At 34.5% G+C, this 18848-nt stretch carries 20 protein-coding genes and 1 tRNA gene; 17 read left to right on the plus strand and 4 right to left on the minus strand.

All coding sequences use genetic code 11. The annotated features are described in order from the left end of the window. Window positions 1–56: 56 nt before the first annotated feature. Both yidC and ACTQZM_RS05480 read right to left on the minus strand, forming a co-directional pair. Entirely contained in the window at window positions 57–1019 is a 963-nt protein-coding gene (gene yidC / locus ACTQZM_RS05475; RefSeq protein WP_441653131.1) for a membrane protein insertase YidC, read from the minus strand. A gap of 85 nt (window positions 1020–1104) precedes the next feature. Beyond that, complete coding sequence (locus tag ACTQZM_RS05480) at window positions 1105–1392, minus strand: acylphosphatase (RefSeq protein ID WP_243180332.1); 288 nt, start codon at window positions 1390–1392, stop codon at window positions 1105–1107. A gap of 99 nt (window positions 1393–1491) precedes the next feature. On the opposite strand from ACTQZM_RS05480, the gene ACTQZM_RS05485 reads away from it, so the two are divergent. From ACTQZM_RS05485 to ACTQZM_RS05495, 3 genes are all read left to right on the plus strand, one after another. Further along, window positions 1492–2259: a TrmH family RNA methyltransferase gene (locus ACTQZM_RS05485; RefSeq protein WP_441653132.1), complete on the plus strand. Its 768-nt coding sequence runs from the start codon at window positions 1492–1494 to the stop codon at window positions 2257–2259. A gap of 89 nt (window positions 2260–2348) precedes the next feature. After that, window positions 2349–2843, plus strand: coding sequence for a hydrolase (locus ACTQZM_RS05490; protein WP_113784320.1), 495 nt, complete (start codon window positions 2349–2351; stop codon window positions 2841–2843). 128 nt (window positions 2844–2971) lie between these two features. Beyond that, window positions 2972–3664, plus strand: coding sequence for a DUF5105 domain-containing protein (locus tag ACTQZM_RS05495; RefSeq protein WP_441653133.1), 693 nt, complete (start codon window positions 2972–2974; stop codon window positions 3662–3664). A gap of 65 nt (window positions 3665–3729) precedes the next feature. Here ACTQZM_RS05495 and ACTQZM_RS05500 read toward each other — a convergent pair whose 3' ends face one another. After that, a complete protein-coding gene (locus ACTQZM_RS05500) occupies window positions 3730–5061 on the minus strand; it encodes a serine hydrolase (protein ID WP_441653134.1) in 1332 nt (443 codons plus the stop codon). 130 nt (window positions 5062–5191) lie between these two features. Here ACTQZM_RS05500 and ACTQZM_RS05505 point away from each other — a divergent pair, with 130 nt between their 5' ends. Beyond that, the gene (locus tag ACTQZM_RS05505) at window positions 5192–6316 is read left to right on the plus strand and encodes a DEAD/DEAH box helicase (RefSeq protein ID WP_441653136.1); all 1125 of its coding nucleotides are present in this window, start codon (window positions 5192–5194) and stop codon (window positions 6314–6316) included. Window positions 6317–6357: 41 nt separating this feature from the next. Here ACTQZM_RS05505 and ACTQZM_RS05510 read toward each other — a convergent pair. Further along, window positions 6358–6431, minus strand: a tRNA-Arg gene (locus ACTQZM_RS05510). A 377-nt stretch (window positions 6432–6808) separates the two neighbouring features. Here ACTQZM_RS05510 and ACTQZM_RS05515 point away from each other — a divergent pair. The 13 genes from ACTQZM_RS05515 (at window position 6809) to ACTQZM_RS05575 (ending at window position 18666) form a co-directional block, all read left to right on the plus strand. Continuing rightward, a complete protein-coding gene (locus ACTQZM_RS05515) occupies window positions 6809–7009 on the plus strand; it encodes a cold-shock protein (protein WP_248624753.1) in 201 nt (66 codons plus the stop codon). Between the two features lie 129 nt (window positions 7010–7138). After that, window positions 7139–9679, plus strand: coding sequence for an exonuclease domain-containing protein (locus tag ACTQZM_RS05520; RefSeq protein ID WP_441653137.1), 2541 nt, complete (start codon window positions 7139–7141; stop codon window positions 9677–9679). A 96-nt stretch (window positions 9680–9775) separates the two neighbouring features. Beyond that, entirely contained in the window at window positions 9776–10258 is a 483-nt protein-coding gene (locus ACTQZM_RS05525; protein ID WP_248624749.1) for a cell wall elongation regulator TseB-like domain-containing protein, read from the plus strand. A gap of 44 nt (window positions 10259–10302) precedes the next feature. After that, complete coding sequence (locus ACTQZM_RS05530; RefSeq protein ID WP_441653138.1) at window positions 10303–11487, plus strand: pyridoxal phosphate-dependent aminotransferase; 1185 nt, start codon at window positions 10303–10305, stop codon at window positions 11485–11487. Between the two features lie 46 nt (window positions 11488–11533). Then, window positions 11534–12832: an asparagine--tRNA ligase gene (gene asnS / locus ACTQZM_RS05535; protein ID WP_113784327.1), complete on the plus strand. Its 1299-nt coding sequence runs from the start codon at window positions 11534–11536 to the stop codon at window positions 12830–12832. 141 nt (window positions 12833–12973) lie between these two features. Continuing rightward, on the plus strand, window positions 12974–13405 hold the full coding sequence (locus tag ACTQZM_RS05540; protein ID WP_113784328.1) for a GtrA family protein: 432 nt from the start codon (window positions 12974–12976) through the stop codon (window positions 13403–13405). Window positions 13406–13540: 135 nt separating this feature from the next. Next, entirely contained in the window at window positions 13541–14674 is a 1134-nt protein-coding gene (gene mltG / locus ACTQZM_RS05545) for an endolytic transglycosylase MltG (RefSeq protein ID WP_441653141.1), read from the plus strand. 33 nt (window positions 14675–14707) lie between these two features. Further along, a complete protein-coding gene (gene greA / locus ACTQZM_RS05550; protein ID WP_016251912.1) occupies window positions 14708–15181 on the plus strand; it encodes a transcription elongation factor GreA in 474 nt (157 codons plus the stop codon). 63 nt (window positions 15182–15244) lie between these two features. Beyond that, window positions 15245–15979, plus strand: a complete 735-nt coding sequence (gene liaF / locus ACTQZM_RS05555; RefSeq protein WP_441653139.1) for a cell wall-active antibiotics response protein — start codon at window positions 15245–15247, stop codon at window positions 15977–15979. Further along, window positions 15976–17052 carry a sensor histidine kinase gene (locus ACTQZM_RS05560; RefSeq protein WP_349277102.1) on the plus strand — a complete coding sequence of 359 codons (1077 nt, stop codon included), beginning with the start codon at window positions 15976–15978 and terminating at the stop codon, window positions 17050–17052. The genes liaF and ACTQZM_RS05560 overlap by 4 nt, the downstream gene beginning before the upstream one ends. Continuing rightward, window positions 17049–17678 carry a response regulator transcription factor gene (locus tag ACTQZM_RS05565; protein WP_016251915.1) on the plus strand — a complete coding sequence of 210 codons (630 nt, stop codon included), beginning with the start codon at window positions 17049–17051 and terminating at the stop codon, window positions 17676–17678. The genes ACTQZM_RS05560 and ACTQZM_RS05565 overlap by 4 nt, the downstream gene beginning before the upstream one ends. Window positions 17679–17697: 19 nt before the next feature. Beyond that, window positions 17698–18363: a potassium channel family protein gene (locus ACTQZM_RS05570; protein ID WP_016251916.1), complete on the plus strand. Its 666-nt coding sequence runs from the start codon at window positions 17698–17700 to the stop codon at window positions 18361–18363. Between the two features lie 12 nt (window positions 18364–18375). Next, entirely contained in the window at window positions 18376–18666 is a 291-nt protein-coding gene (locus ACTQZM_RS05575) for a HesB/YadR/YfhF family protein (protein ID WP_113784333.1), read from the plus strand. Window positions 18667–18848: the final 182 nt, after the last annotated feature.

Raw genomic sequence — 18848 nt, forward strand, 5'->3', positions numbered from 1 at the left:
AAAAACAATAGATATAAAAAAACTGCCAGTAAAAATTCTTACTGACAGTATATTGATTATTTACGGCGATTTTGTTTACCAGCATTGCGACCACCATTTTTATTCGCTTTAGGTGATTGATTTTTCACTGGTGGGCGATAAGTACTAGCTGCTTTAGTTGAAGCTTTCTTTTCGCCATCTAAACTATAATCTTTCGAAACGACAATTTTTGGTGGATGTAATTTCATTTCTTCAGCAATTTTAGCTTTCAAACGTGGACGCATAATGATATTGGTAATGACTGTTTGGATGCAGGCAACAACCCCACCAACTGCCCAATAAAGTGCGACCCCAGCAGGTGAACTGAAGGAGAAGAAAATCATCATAATAGGTGACATGTACATCATCATTTGCATCTGTTTCTTTTGATCTTCTGGAATATTAAACATGCTTAAATAACTTTGTAATAGATATAACGCACCTGTAATAATAACCAAAGCAAAACTTGTTTTTCCAAGATTGATGCCATAGAATGTTGCACTTGAAATACCCGGAGTATAACGAGCAGTTGCAAAAAGGGCAGCGAAAATAGGCATTTGAATTAAGATTGGCAGACATCCTGCACCAAAGCTTCCAAACATGCTTGTGCCATTTTCGGAATAAATTCGTTGCATATCACGTTGAGCTTTTTGTTGTTGCTCAATGGTCGTTGCTTCTTTCATTTTTGCTTGGATAATATCAAGCTGAGGTTTTAAAAATTGCATTTTTTCAGATTGAACCATCATTTTATGGGATTGATAAATATTTAAAGGTAAAATAATCAATCGAACAATGATAGTGATAAAGATAATCGCCCAACCATAGTTCCAATGCCAATTATCAACCATGTATTGGATGCAGTTACCTAATGGGACAACTAAAAAGCGATAAATCCAGCCATTAGGATCTGGGTTTCCGTGTTTGTCCATTTTCACACAACCAGATAAGAAAAAGATGAGTGAAAGTAAACTCGCACTATAAAGGTATTTTTTTAATTTCATTTGTTTCTTCCTTTGCAATTAATTTACACAAGAAATACTATACTAAATTTAGACTTGAATTTCAATTGTACAAGTGAGAAATTCCTCAATAGGTCACTTTAAATTTTGTATAATCTGGAATGGTTGGATCTTTTTCAATTTGAAATTTATCTACTCTACCATAGGGTGCTGGAGAAGCTTTGACTCTTTCAATGAAGAGTGACATATCTTGATAATTACCAACGGCTTCAATGGTTACTGATCCGTCCATTTCATTTTTGACGGTACCATTGATTCCTAATTCATCCGCTAAAATTTTGGTCATGTAGCGAAATCCAACCCCTTGGACCACACCAGCGACATTCATCCGATATTTTACGACTGCTTGTGACATTGAATCACCTTCTTTAATTTTTTCAATTCTATTATATCAAAAAAATGCTAGAAAACTATGGTATAATATGGAACAGAACTTAATAATTTGAGGTGGACAATGAAGGAAATCTTATCAACCAAAAATGAATTAATAAAAAAAGTGGCTAAATTACATCGTCGTAAAGAACGTCAAAAAGAACATTTATATATTATGGAAGGTTTTCATTTGATTGAGGAGGCCTATCAAAATGGTGCAAAGATGAAATATATTTTTGTCACCCATAAAGCTTATCAACAATATCTCGCATTTTTTGAACCGTTAAGCGAACAGGTTATTCTTGTGAGTGAAGAAATTATCGACAAACTCTCTGATTTACCTACGCCTCAAGGAATCATTGCCGTTGTAGAAATGAGCAAAACTGACTTAGATATACATCAAGGAAAGTGGTTATTGCTTGATTATGTGCAAGATCCAGGTAATGTAGGGACCATGATCAGAACAGCCGATGCCGCAGGATTTGATGGTGTCATATTAGGTGAAGGATGTGCCGATGTATATGCTACGAAGACACTACGCAGCATGCAAGGGAGTCAATTTCATTTAAAAGTTATCCAAGCTGATTTGTCCCAAGTGATTCAGCAATTAAAAGCAGCGCAGGTGAAAGTTTACGCTACTGAATTAAATAAAGAAGCTAAACAATATCAAGAGTTACCTTATCATGAAAATGTGGCGATTATCATGGGAAATGAGGGGCAAGGGGTTCGTTCAGAAATTTTAAAATTAGCGGATGAAAGTGTCTATATTCCTATTTATGGTCAAGCGGAATCATTGAATGTTGGTGTTGCTGCAGGAATTATGATGTATGGCTTGATTCGGAAAAAGTAAATAAAATCTTAAGAACGCTGAAAATCGATTTCAATTAGGTTGTTTAGTGGTATACTTTTCTCAGATTTTATTTAAGGTGGCAAGAATGAATGACAAATAAATGGAAGTATGATTTAGAGTATTTATCTTATGTTGGTGATTTATTGGCAACAGAAGAAGTACAAAAATTAGCTGAATTCACGCAACATTTTCACTCTACTAGATTAGATCATTCCATTAGCGTATCCTATTATAGTTATAAGATCACTAAGAAGTTTGGTTGGAATGCCAAGGCAACTGCTAGAGCGGGTGTGTTACATGATTTATTCTTTTATGATTGGCGTACAACTAAATTTGATGAGGGAACGCATGCTTATATGCATCCTAGAATCGCTGTAAAAAATGCTGAAAAAATCACTGAATTATCAGATTTAGAAAAAGATATTATCATTAAGCATATGTGGGGAGCAACCATTGCACCGCCTAGATATAAAGAAGGATATGTTGTGACGATGGTAGACAAATATTGTGCGGTAAAAGAAGCATTGTTCCCTTTGATTCAAAAATTAAAATTTAGAACACGACGTCAAAGTGTGAGTGCTTAAACCATACTGTTTGACATTGAAAAGCTTGGCATGCCAGGCTTTTTTTATTGCAGTCACTTTCTATCCCTAGAAATATATGTTCAGCTTGCGTATAATAAAATTAACTAGTACGAATTGGAGGAATGGATATGAAAAAATGGCTGATATTATTGTTAGGTTTATTTATTTTAGGTGGGTGTGGGAAGTCTAGCCAGCCTCTTTCTGAAAAACAGGCGGCTAAGCTTTTTGTAGAAAGTGTCATTTATAATCAATCACAAAAATCATTTGAAGAAAATTTTGTTGATGGAAGTGCTATTGTAAAAGAAATGGAACACTCAAAAGATGGGGAATTCTCCAAAGCTTTGGTGGCACAAATGAGTCAGGCTGCGGCGATGTCTAATGAGCAAGCTGAAAAATTAACTGATTCTTTAAAACAGGCGTTGAAGACAAAAACTTCCTACAAGATTAAAAATATTAAGTCTCAAAAAGATAATCATTATCGGGTGACTTATGAAATTTATGGGGTTGATTTTATTGGGGCAGTAGGCAAAGCTTTAAAAGTTAGTTTTGAGAAAATTGCCAATGATCCAACATATGCGGATAATGAAGAAAAAGCTCAGGAACTTTTATTTAACGCAATGAATGAAGAAATTAAAAAGGCGCAAAAAATAAAAGATCCAGTTGAAGTAAAAATAGACTTGGTTCAAAAAGATGGCAAGTGGGATATCCCATCTTCACAAGAAAAAAATATTCAGTCTTTAATCACAGCCTTTTGGGTAGGCTTTAGTGATGAAAAGGATGTAGCCACAGCTTTAAGCCAGGCTGTTGCAGACTTATATTAAAAAATAGAAACGAATATCTAAGCAAGATTAACACTTGAGATATTCGTTTCTTTTATTGTTCCATCTTAAAATAGGCTTTGAAAGAATTGCTTTGTATGCATCCACGCGTTTTGTGCGATATTTTTTACTTGGCGCAACCACAAGACAAAGAAATTTTCTTTTTCTACAGCATTTGCAGTTACTATTTTAATTTGACTTTCTGGTGTTTGGGAGTCTGGTAAGTAGCCGTAGTTGTCAGTTGGATTATTAATTATTAAGGTACCGATTTCTCTATGCATTTGTACGGGTGCTTGAATGGATTGAACTTCTAATTGTTCTTCATATTTAAGCTGAGTGCTATCAAATTGTACGGGTACCCATAATTTATATGGATCATTAACTTTTAAACTTACAGAAGCTTGTTTCCCATCTATAACAGCCAGCTTTGATTGAATCGCATTCGTTAAATCTGTAGCTGATAAAGTGATTTCTTGCCATTGATTTAAGGCGTAATCCATTAATTTGCTTGTTTCGACAAAACGAGCATTACTATCGTTGGCTTGATTATTGGCATGTAGGACCACGGTGATGACTTCGCGGCTATTTTGTCGAATAACGCCAACAAAGCAGGCACCGGCTAAATCGGTCGTTCCGGTTTTTAAGCCGATAACTCCTTCTTTTTGAAGTGGTAAACCTGGCAATAATTGATTCCAGTTTTGCATGATACTAGGTTGTGCGGTGTTTTCGCCGAAGCTTTCTTGCACGGTACTTGTAATATTCAGTACCTCAGGATAGTCTTCAATAAAATGTTTGGCAATGATAGCTACATCTTGAGCCGACATTTCATTTTCTTCATCATCACCGGTACCAGGATATCTAAAATCTCCGAGGTCGCGATTATTTAAACCAGAAACTGAAATGATTTTTGCATCTGTTATGCCTAAACTTTCCGCCTTTTGTCGCATCAGATTGACAAATTGCTCTTGGCTGCCGGCGACTTTTTCCCCTAAGGCCATAACCGCGGCATTGGCTGATTGAATTAAACTAGCATGGATGAGCGATTCAACAGTATAAGCTTGATTGGCTACCAGTGCGACATTGGACAAATCAGGTTTGGTACTTAATTCAGCTAGCTGAGGGGAAATAACTACTTGGTCTAGCAAATCTAATTCTTCATTTTTGATTTTGTCATATACAACATATATGCTTAGGACCTTGGTAATAGAGGCAATCGGCATAGGTGTTGTACTATCTTGTGCATAGAAGATTTTTCCTGTATCAGCATCTACAGCAATTGCCGCTTTGGCATCGATGGAGAAATTATTTTGTGTTTCATCGGCCCAAAGAGGAGCTGTTGAAAAGAAGCAGAACAATAGTGTCATTGCGATGAAATAAAGTGGTTTGATGGCTTTTTTCAAAGGATACCCTCCTTAAATTTTCTAAAGTTGAGTGTATCAAACAAAAAGATTTTTATCAAGAGCATCAAAGGCTTAGAAAACATACTTTCTTGTGTTATAATTTAGCTATCAAATGATTTAGGAGGAAGAAATGGAGATAAATCAACTGCCTGAGACTTGGCAAGCAAGATGGCAATCTGAAAAGTTTCAAACACCAACCAAAATTCAAGAAAAAGTATTTGAACCCATTAAAGAAGGACAATCAATTGTAGGCGTTTCACCGACTGGATCAGGCAAAACCATCGCCTACTTACTACCGACAATGTTAAATATTTCTGCTAATCAAGGCGTACAACTTGTTGTGATTACTGCGACTCAGGAATTAGCTATGCAAGTAACAGAGGTAGCACGTCCTTGGGCAAAAGATTTAGGCTTAAAAGTACAAAGTTTGATTGGTGGAGCAAATATCAAACGTCAAATTGAAAAGTTAAAGCAAAGACCAGAAATTGTTGTTGGCACTGCAGGTCGTATCAATGAATTAAATCAACAAAAGAAATTAAAATTACATCAAGTCAAAACATTGATACTAGATGAAGCTGACCAACTATTGAAAAGCAATCAAGAAAGTGCTTTATTAAGTCCCATCTTAAAAGCAATGGATAATCAAGTACAAGTACTCGCATTTTCAGCAAGTGGCACGCAACTTCCAGAACAATTTCAGCAAATGTACCGATTAAAATTGACTTTAATTGATGTTACAAGTGAAGATACAAGTAAAGGTGAAATCACGCACGGTTATGTTATTTGGTCAAAACGTAATCGCTTAGACTTTTTACGTCGTTTAGGTAATATTGATCAGCTTTCAGCCTTAGTTTTTTTCAATCGTTTAAGTGAATTAGGGGTTATGGAAGATAAGCTTTTATATCATCATATCCCAGTTGCTTCTTTAGCTTCTGATCAGAGTGCCCAATTACGCAAAATTGCCCTTCATGCTTTTTCAAATCATCAAGCTAAATTATTATTGTGCACGGATATTGCTACTCGGGGGCTAGATATTGATGACTTATCTTTAGTTGTAAATATGGATTTTGTTTATGATGAAAAAACCTATTTACATCGTTCAGGACGTGTAGGACGCATGGGGAGAAAGGGTCTAGTGTTAACGCTATTAGAAGAACGTGAAGTAAAAGAATTTCAGAAATTTTTAGCTAAACAGCATTTAGTAGCAAAAGAGTACTTTTTATATGCTGGCCAATTAAGCAATCATAAAAAATAAAAAAAAGCTGCTTTAGATTTCTCTCAAAAGCAGCTTTTTAACGTCCACGGGCGGAATTGAACCGCCGACCTTACGCTTAGGAGGCGTGCGCTCTATCCTACTGAGCTACGCGGACTAATTTTAACCAATCGTTATTTTACAATCATTAAGACAGATTTGCAAGCGACATTTTTGAAAAAATGTATCAAATGTTTGATATTATAACGGAGCCTGAGTAGCTAATAATAAATGAACAACATACATTTTCAACTAAAATAAGCAGAAAAATTCGGTATAAAATTAAAAAATGTCTAAGTTAACTTGGAAAAGTGTAAAATTTTTCAAAAAAATCCTATCATTTTAGTCTAAAGTGTGTTACTATGTAGAGGTAGTTTTTGTAACGGTGATTTATGGTAGTTCGTTTCAATATAAATAAACATCTTCCACAAGTTTCCCAAAACAATGAATTGCAATATTAATGGATGTGTTAGATACACAAGGAGGATTTTATTTATGCAAACAGGTACAGTGAAATGGTTTAATGCTGAAAAAGGTTTTGGCTTCATTACAGGTGAAGATGGTAAAGATGTATTTGTACATTTTTCAGCTATCCAAAGTGATGGCTACAAAACTTTAGAAGAAGGTCAAAGTGTTACTTTTGATGTTGAAGAAGGACAACGTGGCCCTCAAGCAACAAATGTTGTGAAAGCTTAATCGTTAATAATAATGGCCAAGATCTACTAGCAAACTTGTTAGTAGGTCTTTTTTATTTTGTTTTTATTGCGAAAATTCGTTATACTGTTTCTTGGAAAAATAGAAATTAAATGGAAAGAAGGTGCTGAATTGTCAACGATTTATGCTGTTGTTGATTTAGAAACTACGGGGACAGATGTATTGAAAGATCAAATTATTCAATTCGCTTGTACCTTGGTTCAGGATAATCAGATTTTACATACTTTTTCAACCGACATTAATCCAGGTTTTGCTGTTCCAAAAAATATTCAGCATTTAACCGGATTAACCAATCGTCGTTTAGTAAAAGCACCTTATTTTGAAGATGTTGCCTTGATGATTGAAAATATTTTGCAAGATACAGTTTTTGTTGCACACAATGTTCACTTTGATTATCAGTTTTTGTCAAATACATTTGTGAAATATGGATATGAAGCGTTAACGATACCGGCGATAGATACTGTGGATTTAGCACAAATCTTTTTACCAGTGCAGTCAAGTTATCGTTTGAATGATCTAGTGACAAACCTAGGTATTAGCCATGAAAATCCTCATCAAGCAGATAGTGATGCAAAGGTAACAGCAGAATTATTTTTATATCTAGGACAAATAATTGAAGATTTACCTATCAAGACTTTGACACAAATTTGTCAAAGATGCGATTTACTAAGTATGCAGACGGGAGACTTTATAAAGAAATGTCAGGAATTAAGGCAGTTACAGGGAAAATTAGCTACTAAGACAGATGATTTAGAATTGGTAGAAGATATTTGGGTGAAAAAATCTCGCGTTCATCCTACAAAAAGTCATCATTTAGCTAGTTATCCAAAAACAAAGAAGGCTAAAGAAAAAATTCTTGGTAAAAGCTTGAGTAATGAACAAGCTAAATTAATGAATCTCATCTATCAGAATCGCTATTCCTTAAAAAAAGAACAATTAGCAGAAGAAGTTACCATTGACGTTAATCGCGAGTTGTCACATCCAGAAAATATTTTCTTGCCACTTAGTTACTTTACTCCAGATGATTTTCCAGTTATTTTAGGTTATGAATCGGATATCTGGTGGCAAAATTGGCAAAAGGTGACAAGCGAATCTATATATAGCCGATTACACTATATTCATTACTATCCTGATGATCAATATATTGATTTACATCAATTTTCCCAGATGTTAAGTCAAATCCCTGACCAAAAATTCACTTCTATTTTACAAATGATGATTTTAGTTTGGTTAACGCAGACGGATACTGGATCATTAGTTGAATTAGGACTTTATCAACAGTCACACAGTTTTTTTCAACAAGTGAATTGTCAATCAGTAGACTTAAATCCTGATTCATATTATTTAAAACGCCGTGCACTGGAAATGCAATGCGCGCAGGTCGTTTTATTTCGTCAAAAAGATGTTTTGCTCGCTAATTTTGATGAAGTGTTTCAAGATTTTGCTTATCGTCAAGTGATATTCGAAGAGGTGCAATATTTGTTGCCATTACAAAAATTTAATCATCGACGTGTAGATATCCAAAACTTGCAAAAATTAATCAATCAAGTGTTAAAAGCAAAAAAACATCCAGCAATAGCCAGTATCTTATCATTAATAAACGACTTTCAAAGGCAAGTGTTTGATCAATGGGTATCACTTGTGTCTGTCAAACTTATTAATGAAAGTGAATTTGTAGCCTTGCCTCAAAGTTTTCAGCGTCAAATCAATCAATTGCTGAATTATTATGAGGAATTTATTGCATACATTTCATCTTCAAATAATCAAGAAATTGACCATGAGATTATAAACATTGTACAGCAGTTTCAATTATTACTTGCGTGGTTTGGAGATTTTCAAGAAACAACCGTGCATACCTGGTTTTTAGAAAAAAATCATTTACTTTTTATTCGTTATGACTTCACAAATATGATAGATACGATTTCTACAGATGCAGCCAAAATCTTTATTGGAAATCATCTAAGCTTGCCGTACCAAAAAAATTATTTTGCAGAAAAATTGTCTTTAAACAATGTCAAAGTAAAGCAACTAAAAGAAAAAGAGCGTACTTTTTTGCCACGGATTGAAGTGGTCCAAAAAGGGATATCCATTCCAGAAGTAACCAATGAAGAATTTAGTCAGTATATTGCGAAAATTTTGATGCATGAAATTTTGAATCAACAAGGGTCGACGTTAGTACTTTTTAGTTCAAAAGAGGTTTTGCGTTATGTATATGAAGACTTGAGTGAAACGATAAATCAAGCAGGTATTGAGTTGTTTGCACTGGGTCAGAATACCAGCTTGTCAAAGATAAAAAAACGTTATGAAGAAAATGATAATCAATTTGTGTTTTTATTAAATCAATATCTAGATGATTCGTTTTTAGCTGATTTTCAATTTAAACGTGTAATATTGACCCGTTTACCTTTCCATAATCCTAGCGAGCCATTAACACTTGCTTATCAAAAGTATTTGGAAAATCTAGATATCGATGCGTTTCAACGTGAGGCTTTACCGACAGCTGGTATTCGTTTAGCGAGATGTTTAGATTTAGTAGCAAATCAACCCGAGGCGAAACTGCTGATATTAGATAAGCGGCTGATTTCGACAACTTACGGAAAGAAGCTACAAAAAATCTTACCGAAACCTTGGGAGTATGAGGCAAAGACTTAAAAATTAGTAAATTCCTATTTTTTTGTAAAACTTACGCAAAGAATCTGCTATAATAAAAACATTAGAATTAAAAGCCAGGTTAGGGGTGGGTAAAATTTGCATGATGAAGATGCACGTGAAAAACGTATCAATCAAATATTGATGATAGGTATATATATTATGCTGGGAGTTATCTTATTTACGAGCATATTTTACTTGAAAGCAACCAAGACCTATCGACACGCCAGAAATGAAGCAATCCAAATTGCAACACAGTATGGTAAATTAGATCAAGTTGATGACTTTTATTGGTTCAATCGTAAAAAAACTTATTTCTCAGTGGGTGGAAAAGATGCAAAAGGTGACGAAAAATATGTCATCATTGCGCAAAAAGGTGGCAAAGTACAAGTGGTGAATCAAAAAGATGGTTATAATGAAGATGAAATTCGCCAAGTCTTTGCAAAAGTCCATCCAAATCAAACGATATTAAAAGCCACTCTTGGTTTTTACAACAAACACATTGTATGGGAAATCGTTTCTAAACAAAATCAGTATTATTTTTTTGACTTTAAATCTGGTCAAGCAATTGAAAATATTTAAGGTTAATGAATTGTTGAAGACAGAATATAAAAAGGATGAGGAAAATGAAATTATCAACAAAGGTTCAAAATTTAGCGCCGTCAGTAACTTTGCAAGCGGCAGCAAGAGCAAAAGAATTAAAAGCACAAGGTCTAGATGTTCTAAGTTTAACAGTTGGTCAGCCTGATTTTGTCACACCTAAAAATATTGAAGAGGCTGCCATTGCTGCGATTCAATCAGGTGAGGCTAGTTTTTACACACAATCAGCAGGTATTCCTGAACTACGGCAAGCAATCGTCACTTACATGAAGGAAAACTATGGCTTGGATTATACAGTCAATCAAACAATTGTAACCGATGGCGCAAAGTTTGCATTATACTTACTTTTCCAAACGATTTTGGATGAAGGGGATGAAGTCATTATTCCGGTTCCTTATTGGGTAAGTTATGCGGAACAAGTACGTTTGGCTTCTGGTGTCCCTGTTTTTGCCAAGACGGATGAAGAAAAAGGCTTTAAAGTTACTGTTGAGCACTTGGATGAAGTCTTGACTAAACGTACAAAAGCGATTATCATTAATTCGCCTTCTAATCCAACTGGAATGATTTATTCAAAAGAAGAATTATTAGCGATTGGACAATGGGCGGTTAAAAATAAAGTATTAATTGTTGCAGACGATATCTATGGCCGCTTGATTTATGGTGATAATCAATTCACTTCCATGGCGATGTTGACACCAGAAATCCGTCAAAATACCATTGTGATTAATGGGGTATCGAAAACATATGCCATGACGGGTTGGCGTATTGGTTTTGCTGTAGGGGATGAAGAAATCATACAAGGAATGATTCGACTAGCTAGTCAATCAACAAGTAATCCAACAGCGGTTAGTCAATATGCTGCTGTTGAGGCTTTAACTGGCAGTCAAGCGTTCGTAGAAGAGATGCGTTTGGTTTTTGAAGAAAGATTAAACCGTTTATATCCATTATTGTGTGAAATTCCAGGCTTTAAAGTCCAAAAACCACAAGCAGCCTTTTATTTCTTCGTTAATATCAGTGAAACTCTACAAAAATGTGGTTATCAAGAAGCTACTAGTTTTGTAGAAGATTTATTAAACGAAGCCCATGTTGCGGTTGTGACGGGGGCTGGATTTGGAATGGATCAATATATTCGGATTAGTTATGCAACAGACTGGGATACATTAGAAAAAAGTGCACAACGTATCAAAGCATTTGTTGAAAGTAAAATGTAATAGATGCGTTAATATATAATTGTTAGTATAGATTGGAGAGACTCTCGTGAAACAAATTCAAATTGTTGATTCAAAAGAGCACGTTGGGGAAGTTGTTAAGATTGGTGCTTGGGTAGCTAATAAACGCTCAAGTGGTAAAATTGCTTTCTTACAACTTAGAGACGGAACTGCTTATTTTCAAGGAGTAGTAGTTAAAAGTGAAGTGCCTGAAGAAGTATTTCAATTAGCAAAAGGACTAAATCAGGAAACTTCTGTCTGGGTTATTGGTGAAATTAGAGAAGATTCTCGTTCTAAATTTGGTTATGAAATAGGGATTACAGATATTGAAGTGATTGGAGAAAGCCATGAATATCCAATTACACCGAAAGAACACGGAACTGACTTTTTAATGGATCACCGTCATTTATGGCTTCGTTCTTCTAGACAACATGCCATTATGCAAATCCGTAACGAAATTATTCGTGCTTCTTATGAATTTTTCAATAATCATGGTTTTGTGAAAGTAGACCCACCAATTTTAACAGGTTCTGCACCTGAAGGAACGACAGACTTGTTTGAAACCAACTACTTTGATCATAAAGCCTATCTATCTCAATCAGGTCAGCTATATATGGAAGCTGCAGCAATGGCGATGGGAAAAGTCTTCTCATTTGGCCCAACTTTCCGTGCTGAAAAATCAAAAACACGTCGTCATTTGATTGAATTCTGGATGATTGAACCAGAAATGGCCTTTATGCATCAAGAAGAAAGTTTAGAGATTCAAGAACAATATGTCGCATACTTAGTACAAAATGTTTTAGATCATTGTGACTATGCTTTACATGTTTTAGGTCGTGATCGTAGCGTATTAGAAAAATATACCAAACTACCATATGCACGTATTAGCTATGATGAAGCGATTGAACGATTACAAGCAAATGGGTTTGATGACATCAAGTGGGGCGATGATTTTGGTTCACCACATGAAACCTTTATCGCAAATTCATTTGAACAACCAGTATTTATCATGAACTACCCTAAAGCAATTAAACCATTCTATATGAAACCACATCCAACTCGTGATGATGTTGTTGTGTGTGCCGATTTAATTGCGCCAGAAGGTTATGGTGAAATTATTGGTGGTTCAGAAAGAGCGACGGATTACGATTACTTGTTAGAACAAATTCGTCAAGCGGGCTTGAATGAAGACGAATATTCATGGTATCTAGATTTACGTAAATATGGAACCGTGCCACATTCAGGCTTTGGTTTAGGTTTAGAACGTACAGTTACTTGGATTGCCGGGATTGATCATGTGCGTGAAGCTATTCCATTCCCTCGTTTATTAAATCGTATTTATCCATAAATGACCACTTACCGACTTACACGATGTAGGTCGGTTTTTTTGAGTCATGAATACGGAAAAATTAAAACTTTCTAAATTATGATTGCCTTTTCTTTATTCATTCGCTACAATAGTCTGGTACGAATAAAATGGAGTTTTGATATGACTTATACAAAAAAAATAAAGCAATATCTAGAAGAAAAAAATCTTTGGGAAGTTTTTTCTTATCTTTTCTTTGGTGGATGTACCTTTGTTGTCAACTTTATTACCTATTTCTTATTCAAAGATTTATTACATTTTAACTATATTATTGCTAATTTAATTGCTTGGATACTTTCAGTACTTTTTGCCTATATTACGAATAAGCTATATGTTTTTGAATCTAGAGGAAAAACCTTAGCACAAAATTTAAAAGAATTATTTTTATTTTTTGCTGCACGTATTCTAACGTTAGGCTTTGATATGGGGTCATTATCTTTTTGTTTAGAAGTGTTAAAGACAAGTGATTTTATTGCAAAATTTGTTTCTCAGTTTATTGTGATTTTATCAAATTATATCTTTAGTAAACTGATTATTTTTAAAAAATCAAAATAGGTTTTAAAATCAAAATCTATCGTGTATAATAAAACAAGTTAAGTATATGAAGGAGGCGTAGATTTGAATTCAACAAATCAACCAGAAAAGCCGACGTCTAACAATCCATCTACGAATCATAAAAATCGCTCGCAGATGAGTAGAACTTCTGCAACTGCTCGTGCGAAACAGAAAAAGGAACGACGAATGAATCGACGAAATACAGAAGATCGCATCGTAAATAAAATAGTTACGATTGTTGTTGTTGTATTAGTCTTGATTATTTCTATTTTAGGATTTACTATTTTTCGCTATGTTCAATCCAGTCTTAATCCACTAGATCCACAAAATAATAAAAAGATAGAAATTACTATTCCAACTGGTTCCTCCAATAAGCAAATTGGAGAAATTTTAGAAAAAGGTCATATTATTAAGAGTGGACTAGTTTTTAATTACTATACTAAGTTTAACAATTTAACTGGTTTTCAAGCTGGAACTTATAAATTAAGTCCAAGTATGACGCTTGATGGGATTAGTAAGAAGTTACAAGGTGGCAATGGTTTAAGTGTGGCCGATGTGAAGTTGACGATTCCTGAAGGTTTTACAATTGAACAAATAGCAGATAAGTTGGCGGATAAAACCAAATTAGATAAAAAAGAATTTCTCGCTTTGATGAAAGATGATCAGTTCTTCCAAGAGATGCAAGCCAAATATCCTAAATTATTAGAATCTGCGGCAAATGCTACGGATGTTCGCTATCGTTTAGAGGGCTATTTATTCCCAGCAACTTATGATTATCTCAATAAAATGACCTTGAAAGATTTAGTGACACAAATGATTGCCAAGACAGATGCGGTCATGCAAAATTATTATGATACTATTGCGGCAAAAAATATGACGGTTCAACAAGTGCTAACCTTAGCTTCTTTAGTTGAAAAAGAAGGAGTTAGTGATGTGGATCGTAAAAATATTGCCCAAGTATTTTATAATCGTCTAGCACAAAATATGCCATTACAATCAGATATTTCTGTGCTTTATGCATTGAACGAAACGAAAGAAACTGTTACAATTAAGGACACTCAAACTGATTCACCATATAATTTATATTTGAATACAGGATATGGACCTGGACCATTTAATAATCCAGGAGAAAAGGCCATTCAAGCAGTCTTAAATCCAATTCAAAATGATTATCTATACTTTGTGGCCGATGTGAAAACAGGCCAAGTATATTTTGCTAAAACATTAGAAGAACACAATGCTTTAGTGGAAAAATATGTGAATCAATAATATCCAATGATGTATGATAAAGGAGAATTATAGATGGTAGAAAAAGTATATCCAATGACACAAGAAGGAAAAGAAAAATTAGAACGTGAATTAGAAGAATTAAAAACTGTAAAACGCGGTGAAATTATTGAACGTATTAAAATTGCGCGTAGTTTTGGTGACTTATCTGAAAACTCTGAGTATGAATCTGCTAAAGATGAACAAGCTTTTGTGGAAGGTCGAATCACCACATTAGAAAACATGATTCGTTTTGCACAGATTATTGATAACGATAATGTTGCTCAAGATGAAGTTTCAATTGGTAAAACGGTTGTCTTTAAAGAGTTGCCTGATGGAGAAGAAGAAGAGTACACTATTGTCGGAAGTGCTGAATCTGATCCTTTTGCTGGTAAAATTTCTAATGATTCACCTATTGCACAAGCTTTAATTGGTAAAAAAGTGAATGATGAAGTAAATATTTCAACACCAGGTGGCGACTTCTTGGTTAAAATTGTTTCTGTGAAATAGTAATGATTAAAGGGTACTATCGCTAGTCGATGGTACCTTTCTATATTATAAGGAGGGCTGCAGTTGAAACTTAGTGCCTGGCGTTTTTTCTTTATTGTCAATATTTTACTATTGATTCTTTCTATCTGGCAAATTGTGGAAGATTCTGGTTTGACTGTAATCTTAATTTTAGGAACTTTAAGCTTATTTTTACACTACCTACGTCGTAAAAAAGGAAAAAATACAAATTTGCTATTATGGTTGGGGATTGTTCTCATTTTTATCAGCCTGATTAATAGTTATGCTTTTTGGTTAATGTTAGTCTTTATTGTCTTATTTATCGGGATTAAAGGCTTTGAAATCATTGACCTGGATTATGGGAATCTATTGTTTTGGCGTAAAAAAAATATCATTATGGTCCAAACAAAAGAACCAAGTGAAGAAAAGGAATTTATCAGTAAAAAAAGCTACATTGGGACTCAAATGATTGGTAATGAAGTTTTTGAATTTGATGACATTAATTTAACGATTTTTGCCGGTGATTCAATTATTGATTTAGGAAATACGATTTTACCTAAGGGCAAAAATGTCATCGTATTACGCAAAGGCTTTGGTCGTACTCGGATTTTAGTACCGCATGGCATCCAAATTGATATTTTACATGAGGCATTCCGTGGTGAATTTCATTTCCAACAATATCATTATTCGCTAAATGCTGAAGAAGTAAAAATCCATGATATGAAATATGCTGAAAGTGAACGAAAGATTAAAATTATTTCTAATGTAATTATGGGTGATTTAGAGGTGATTCGCGTATGAATAAATCTAAAATTCTTCGCTGGGTTGCTTACCTTTCATTAACTTTCTTTTGGAGCTTCATTTTTGTTCTATTTGCTTATTTTTTTGCTCAAGGGAATAAGCAATGGATGTTAAGGATATTGTCTGCAAAGATATTATTTGTGCCTATTATTGTTTATATTGCTTTATTAGCCATTCTATTAGCAATCGCAATGTGTTTAATTTATTTTTTCAAGCAAAAAGGTTTATTAGACCCAATTGAACAACAAGTCAAAAAAATAAAGGAAGCACGTGTAGATGAATTTCAGTCGTTAGCTTTTAATAAGTTAACTAAAGTTGAAAATTATCATCAAAAAGAGATACTTGAGGGATTGAATGAAATCCAAAAGCAAATCCAGGCAATGACACTGGATTTACAGACAGAGCATCAAAAACAAGAATTGCTTGATGGCGAAAGTAAAGAGGAGATTCTTGAAAATGAACGTCATCGCTTAGCTAGAGAACTTCATGATTCTGTTTCTCAACAATTATTTGCTGCTATGATGATTATGTCTGCACTAAATGAAACAATTGAACAAGGAGCAAATACCACAGATTTTTCCAAACAAATCCAAATGGTAGCAAAGATATTATCAATGGCTCAGTCTGAGATGCGTGCTTTGTTATTACATTTAAGGCCGATTAATTTGGAAGGACGTAGCTTAAAACAAGGGATTGAACAATTATTAGTCGAGCTACAATCAAAAGTTGAATTGAAGATAATCTATGATGTGGAAGAAGTATCCATTCAACCATCTATTGAAAATGAGTTGTTCCGTGTAGTCCAAGAATTATTATCAAATACACTACGTCATGCTAAAGCTTCTGAACTTGAACTTTATTTAAATCAATCAGCGAAACAATTGGTTTTAAGGATACAAGATGATGGCGTTGGATTTGATACTTCCAAGAAAAAAGCAGGAAGTTACGGCTTGTTAAATGTGAAGGAGCGTATTTCAAGTGTGGGTGGTACGGTAAAAATTATTAGTATTTTAAATCAAGGTACAAGTATTGAAATAAAAATACCTTTAATTGATAATGGGGTGATGAAATGATAAAAGTATTATTAGTTGATGATCATGAGATGGTTCGTTTAGGTGTTTCTACGTATTTAAGTATTCAACCAGATATTGAAGTTGTCGGGGAAGCAAGCGATGGTCAAGAGGGGGTAGAAAAAGCCTTATCACTTCGTCCAGATGTTATTCTAATGGATTTAGTCATGGATAATATGGATGGTATTACCGCAACTAAAGAAATTTTAGCTCAGTGGCCTCAAGCAAAAATTCTCATCGTTACGAGCTATATAGATGATGAAAAAGTATTTCCAGCGATTCAAGCCGGAGCGAGTGGCTATTTATTAAAAACTTCTTCAGCGCAGGAAATTGCCGAAGCGGTTCGTAAAACGATTGTCGGCGAAAGGGTGATTGAAGAAGAAGTCAGTGAAAAAATTCAAAACCAAGATTATGCCAATCAATATTTTTTATATGAAGAGTTAACGAATCGGGAACGCGAAGTATTAGATTTGATTGCACAAGGTAAAAGTAATCAAGAAATCGCAGAAATACTGTTTATTACATTGAAAACTGTTAAAACACATGTGTCGAATATTTTGGCCAAATTGGGTGTGGAAGATCGCACACAAGCGGCAATCTATGCATTTAAACATGGATTGGTAAAGTAAGAAAGAAGGTATCATAAAGGTGAAACAAAATTATGCAATCATTGGGTTAGGTCGTTTTGGTGGCAGTATTTGTCGTACTTTGGTAGAATCAGGTCAAGAAGTTTTAGCCATCGATTCCAATGAAGAACGTGTGAATGAATATATGAATATCGCAACGCATGCAGTTGTAGGAAATGCGCAAGATGAAAGTACGTTGCGTTCTTTAGGGATTCGTAATTTTGACCATGTCATAGTTGCAATTGGTGAGGATATCCAAGCTAGTATTTTAGTGACATTAATGGTTAAAGAAATGGGCGTTCCCAATGTTTTGGCTAAAGCACAAAATGAATATCACGCTAAAGTACTAGAACGTGTGGGAGCTGATCGCGTGGTCCATCCTGAACGTGATATGGGGGTAAGAATTGCTCATAACTTAGTCTCAAGAAATATTTTAGACTTTATCGAGCTATCTGATGAGTTTTCATTGGCAGAAATTAAAGTATCTAATCCAAAATTCTTTAATAAATCCCTTATCGAAGTGAATTTCCGTCAACGATTTGGCTTAACGGTTGTTGCGATTCGTCGTGCAGATGGTCAAGTGGTTGTTTCGCCACCTGCTAATGAGATTGTCTGCGAAAATGATAATTTATTAGTAATTGGTAGTACTGTAAACGTTGATAATCTTGATGAAAAACTTAATGATTAGGAGGTTTTTTGGATGGAATTAACGATTTCACCAAAAGCACATGCATGGTTTAAAAAGGAGATCATCTTAAACCCAGGACAAGGTATCCGCTTTTTTGGAAAAGTATATGGGAGTACCCCGGTTCATGAAGGGTTTTCTGTTGGAATGAGTGTTGATACACCAAATCGTCCTTTGGTTCACGTCACTGTGGAGGATTTCAATTATTTCATTGAAGAAGATGATCAATGGTTTTTTGAAGGCTATCAGTTAGTCGTGAATTATGATGAAAAATTAGATGAGCCATCCTACGAGTTTATCAATTAAAAAAATAGTTTCTATTCCTCTTTTTTAGAAGAATAGAAACTATTTTTATTTCAACTTCATTTTGGTTTCATCGTAAGCGTCCAATAACAAGGTGTATCGCATCTATCTAGTCCTCCAGTTATACTGTATTCAAACAGAAGATTGGAGGTTTTTTATGATGAAACAACCCATTGTCCCTCTAG

The sequence above is a fragment of the Enterococcus cecorum genome, assembly GCF_052119425.1.
Lineage (GTDB): Bacteria > Bacillota > Bacilli > Lactobacillales > Enterococcaceae > Enterococcus_E > Enterococcus_E cecorum_C.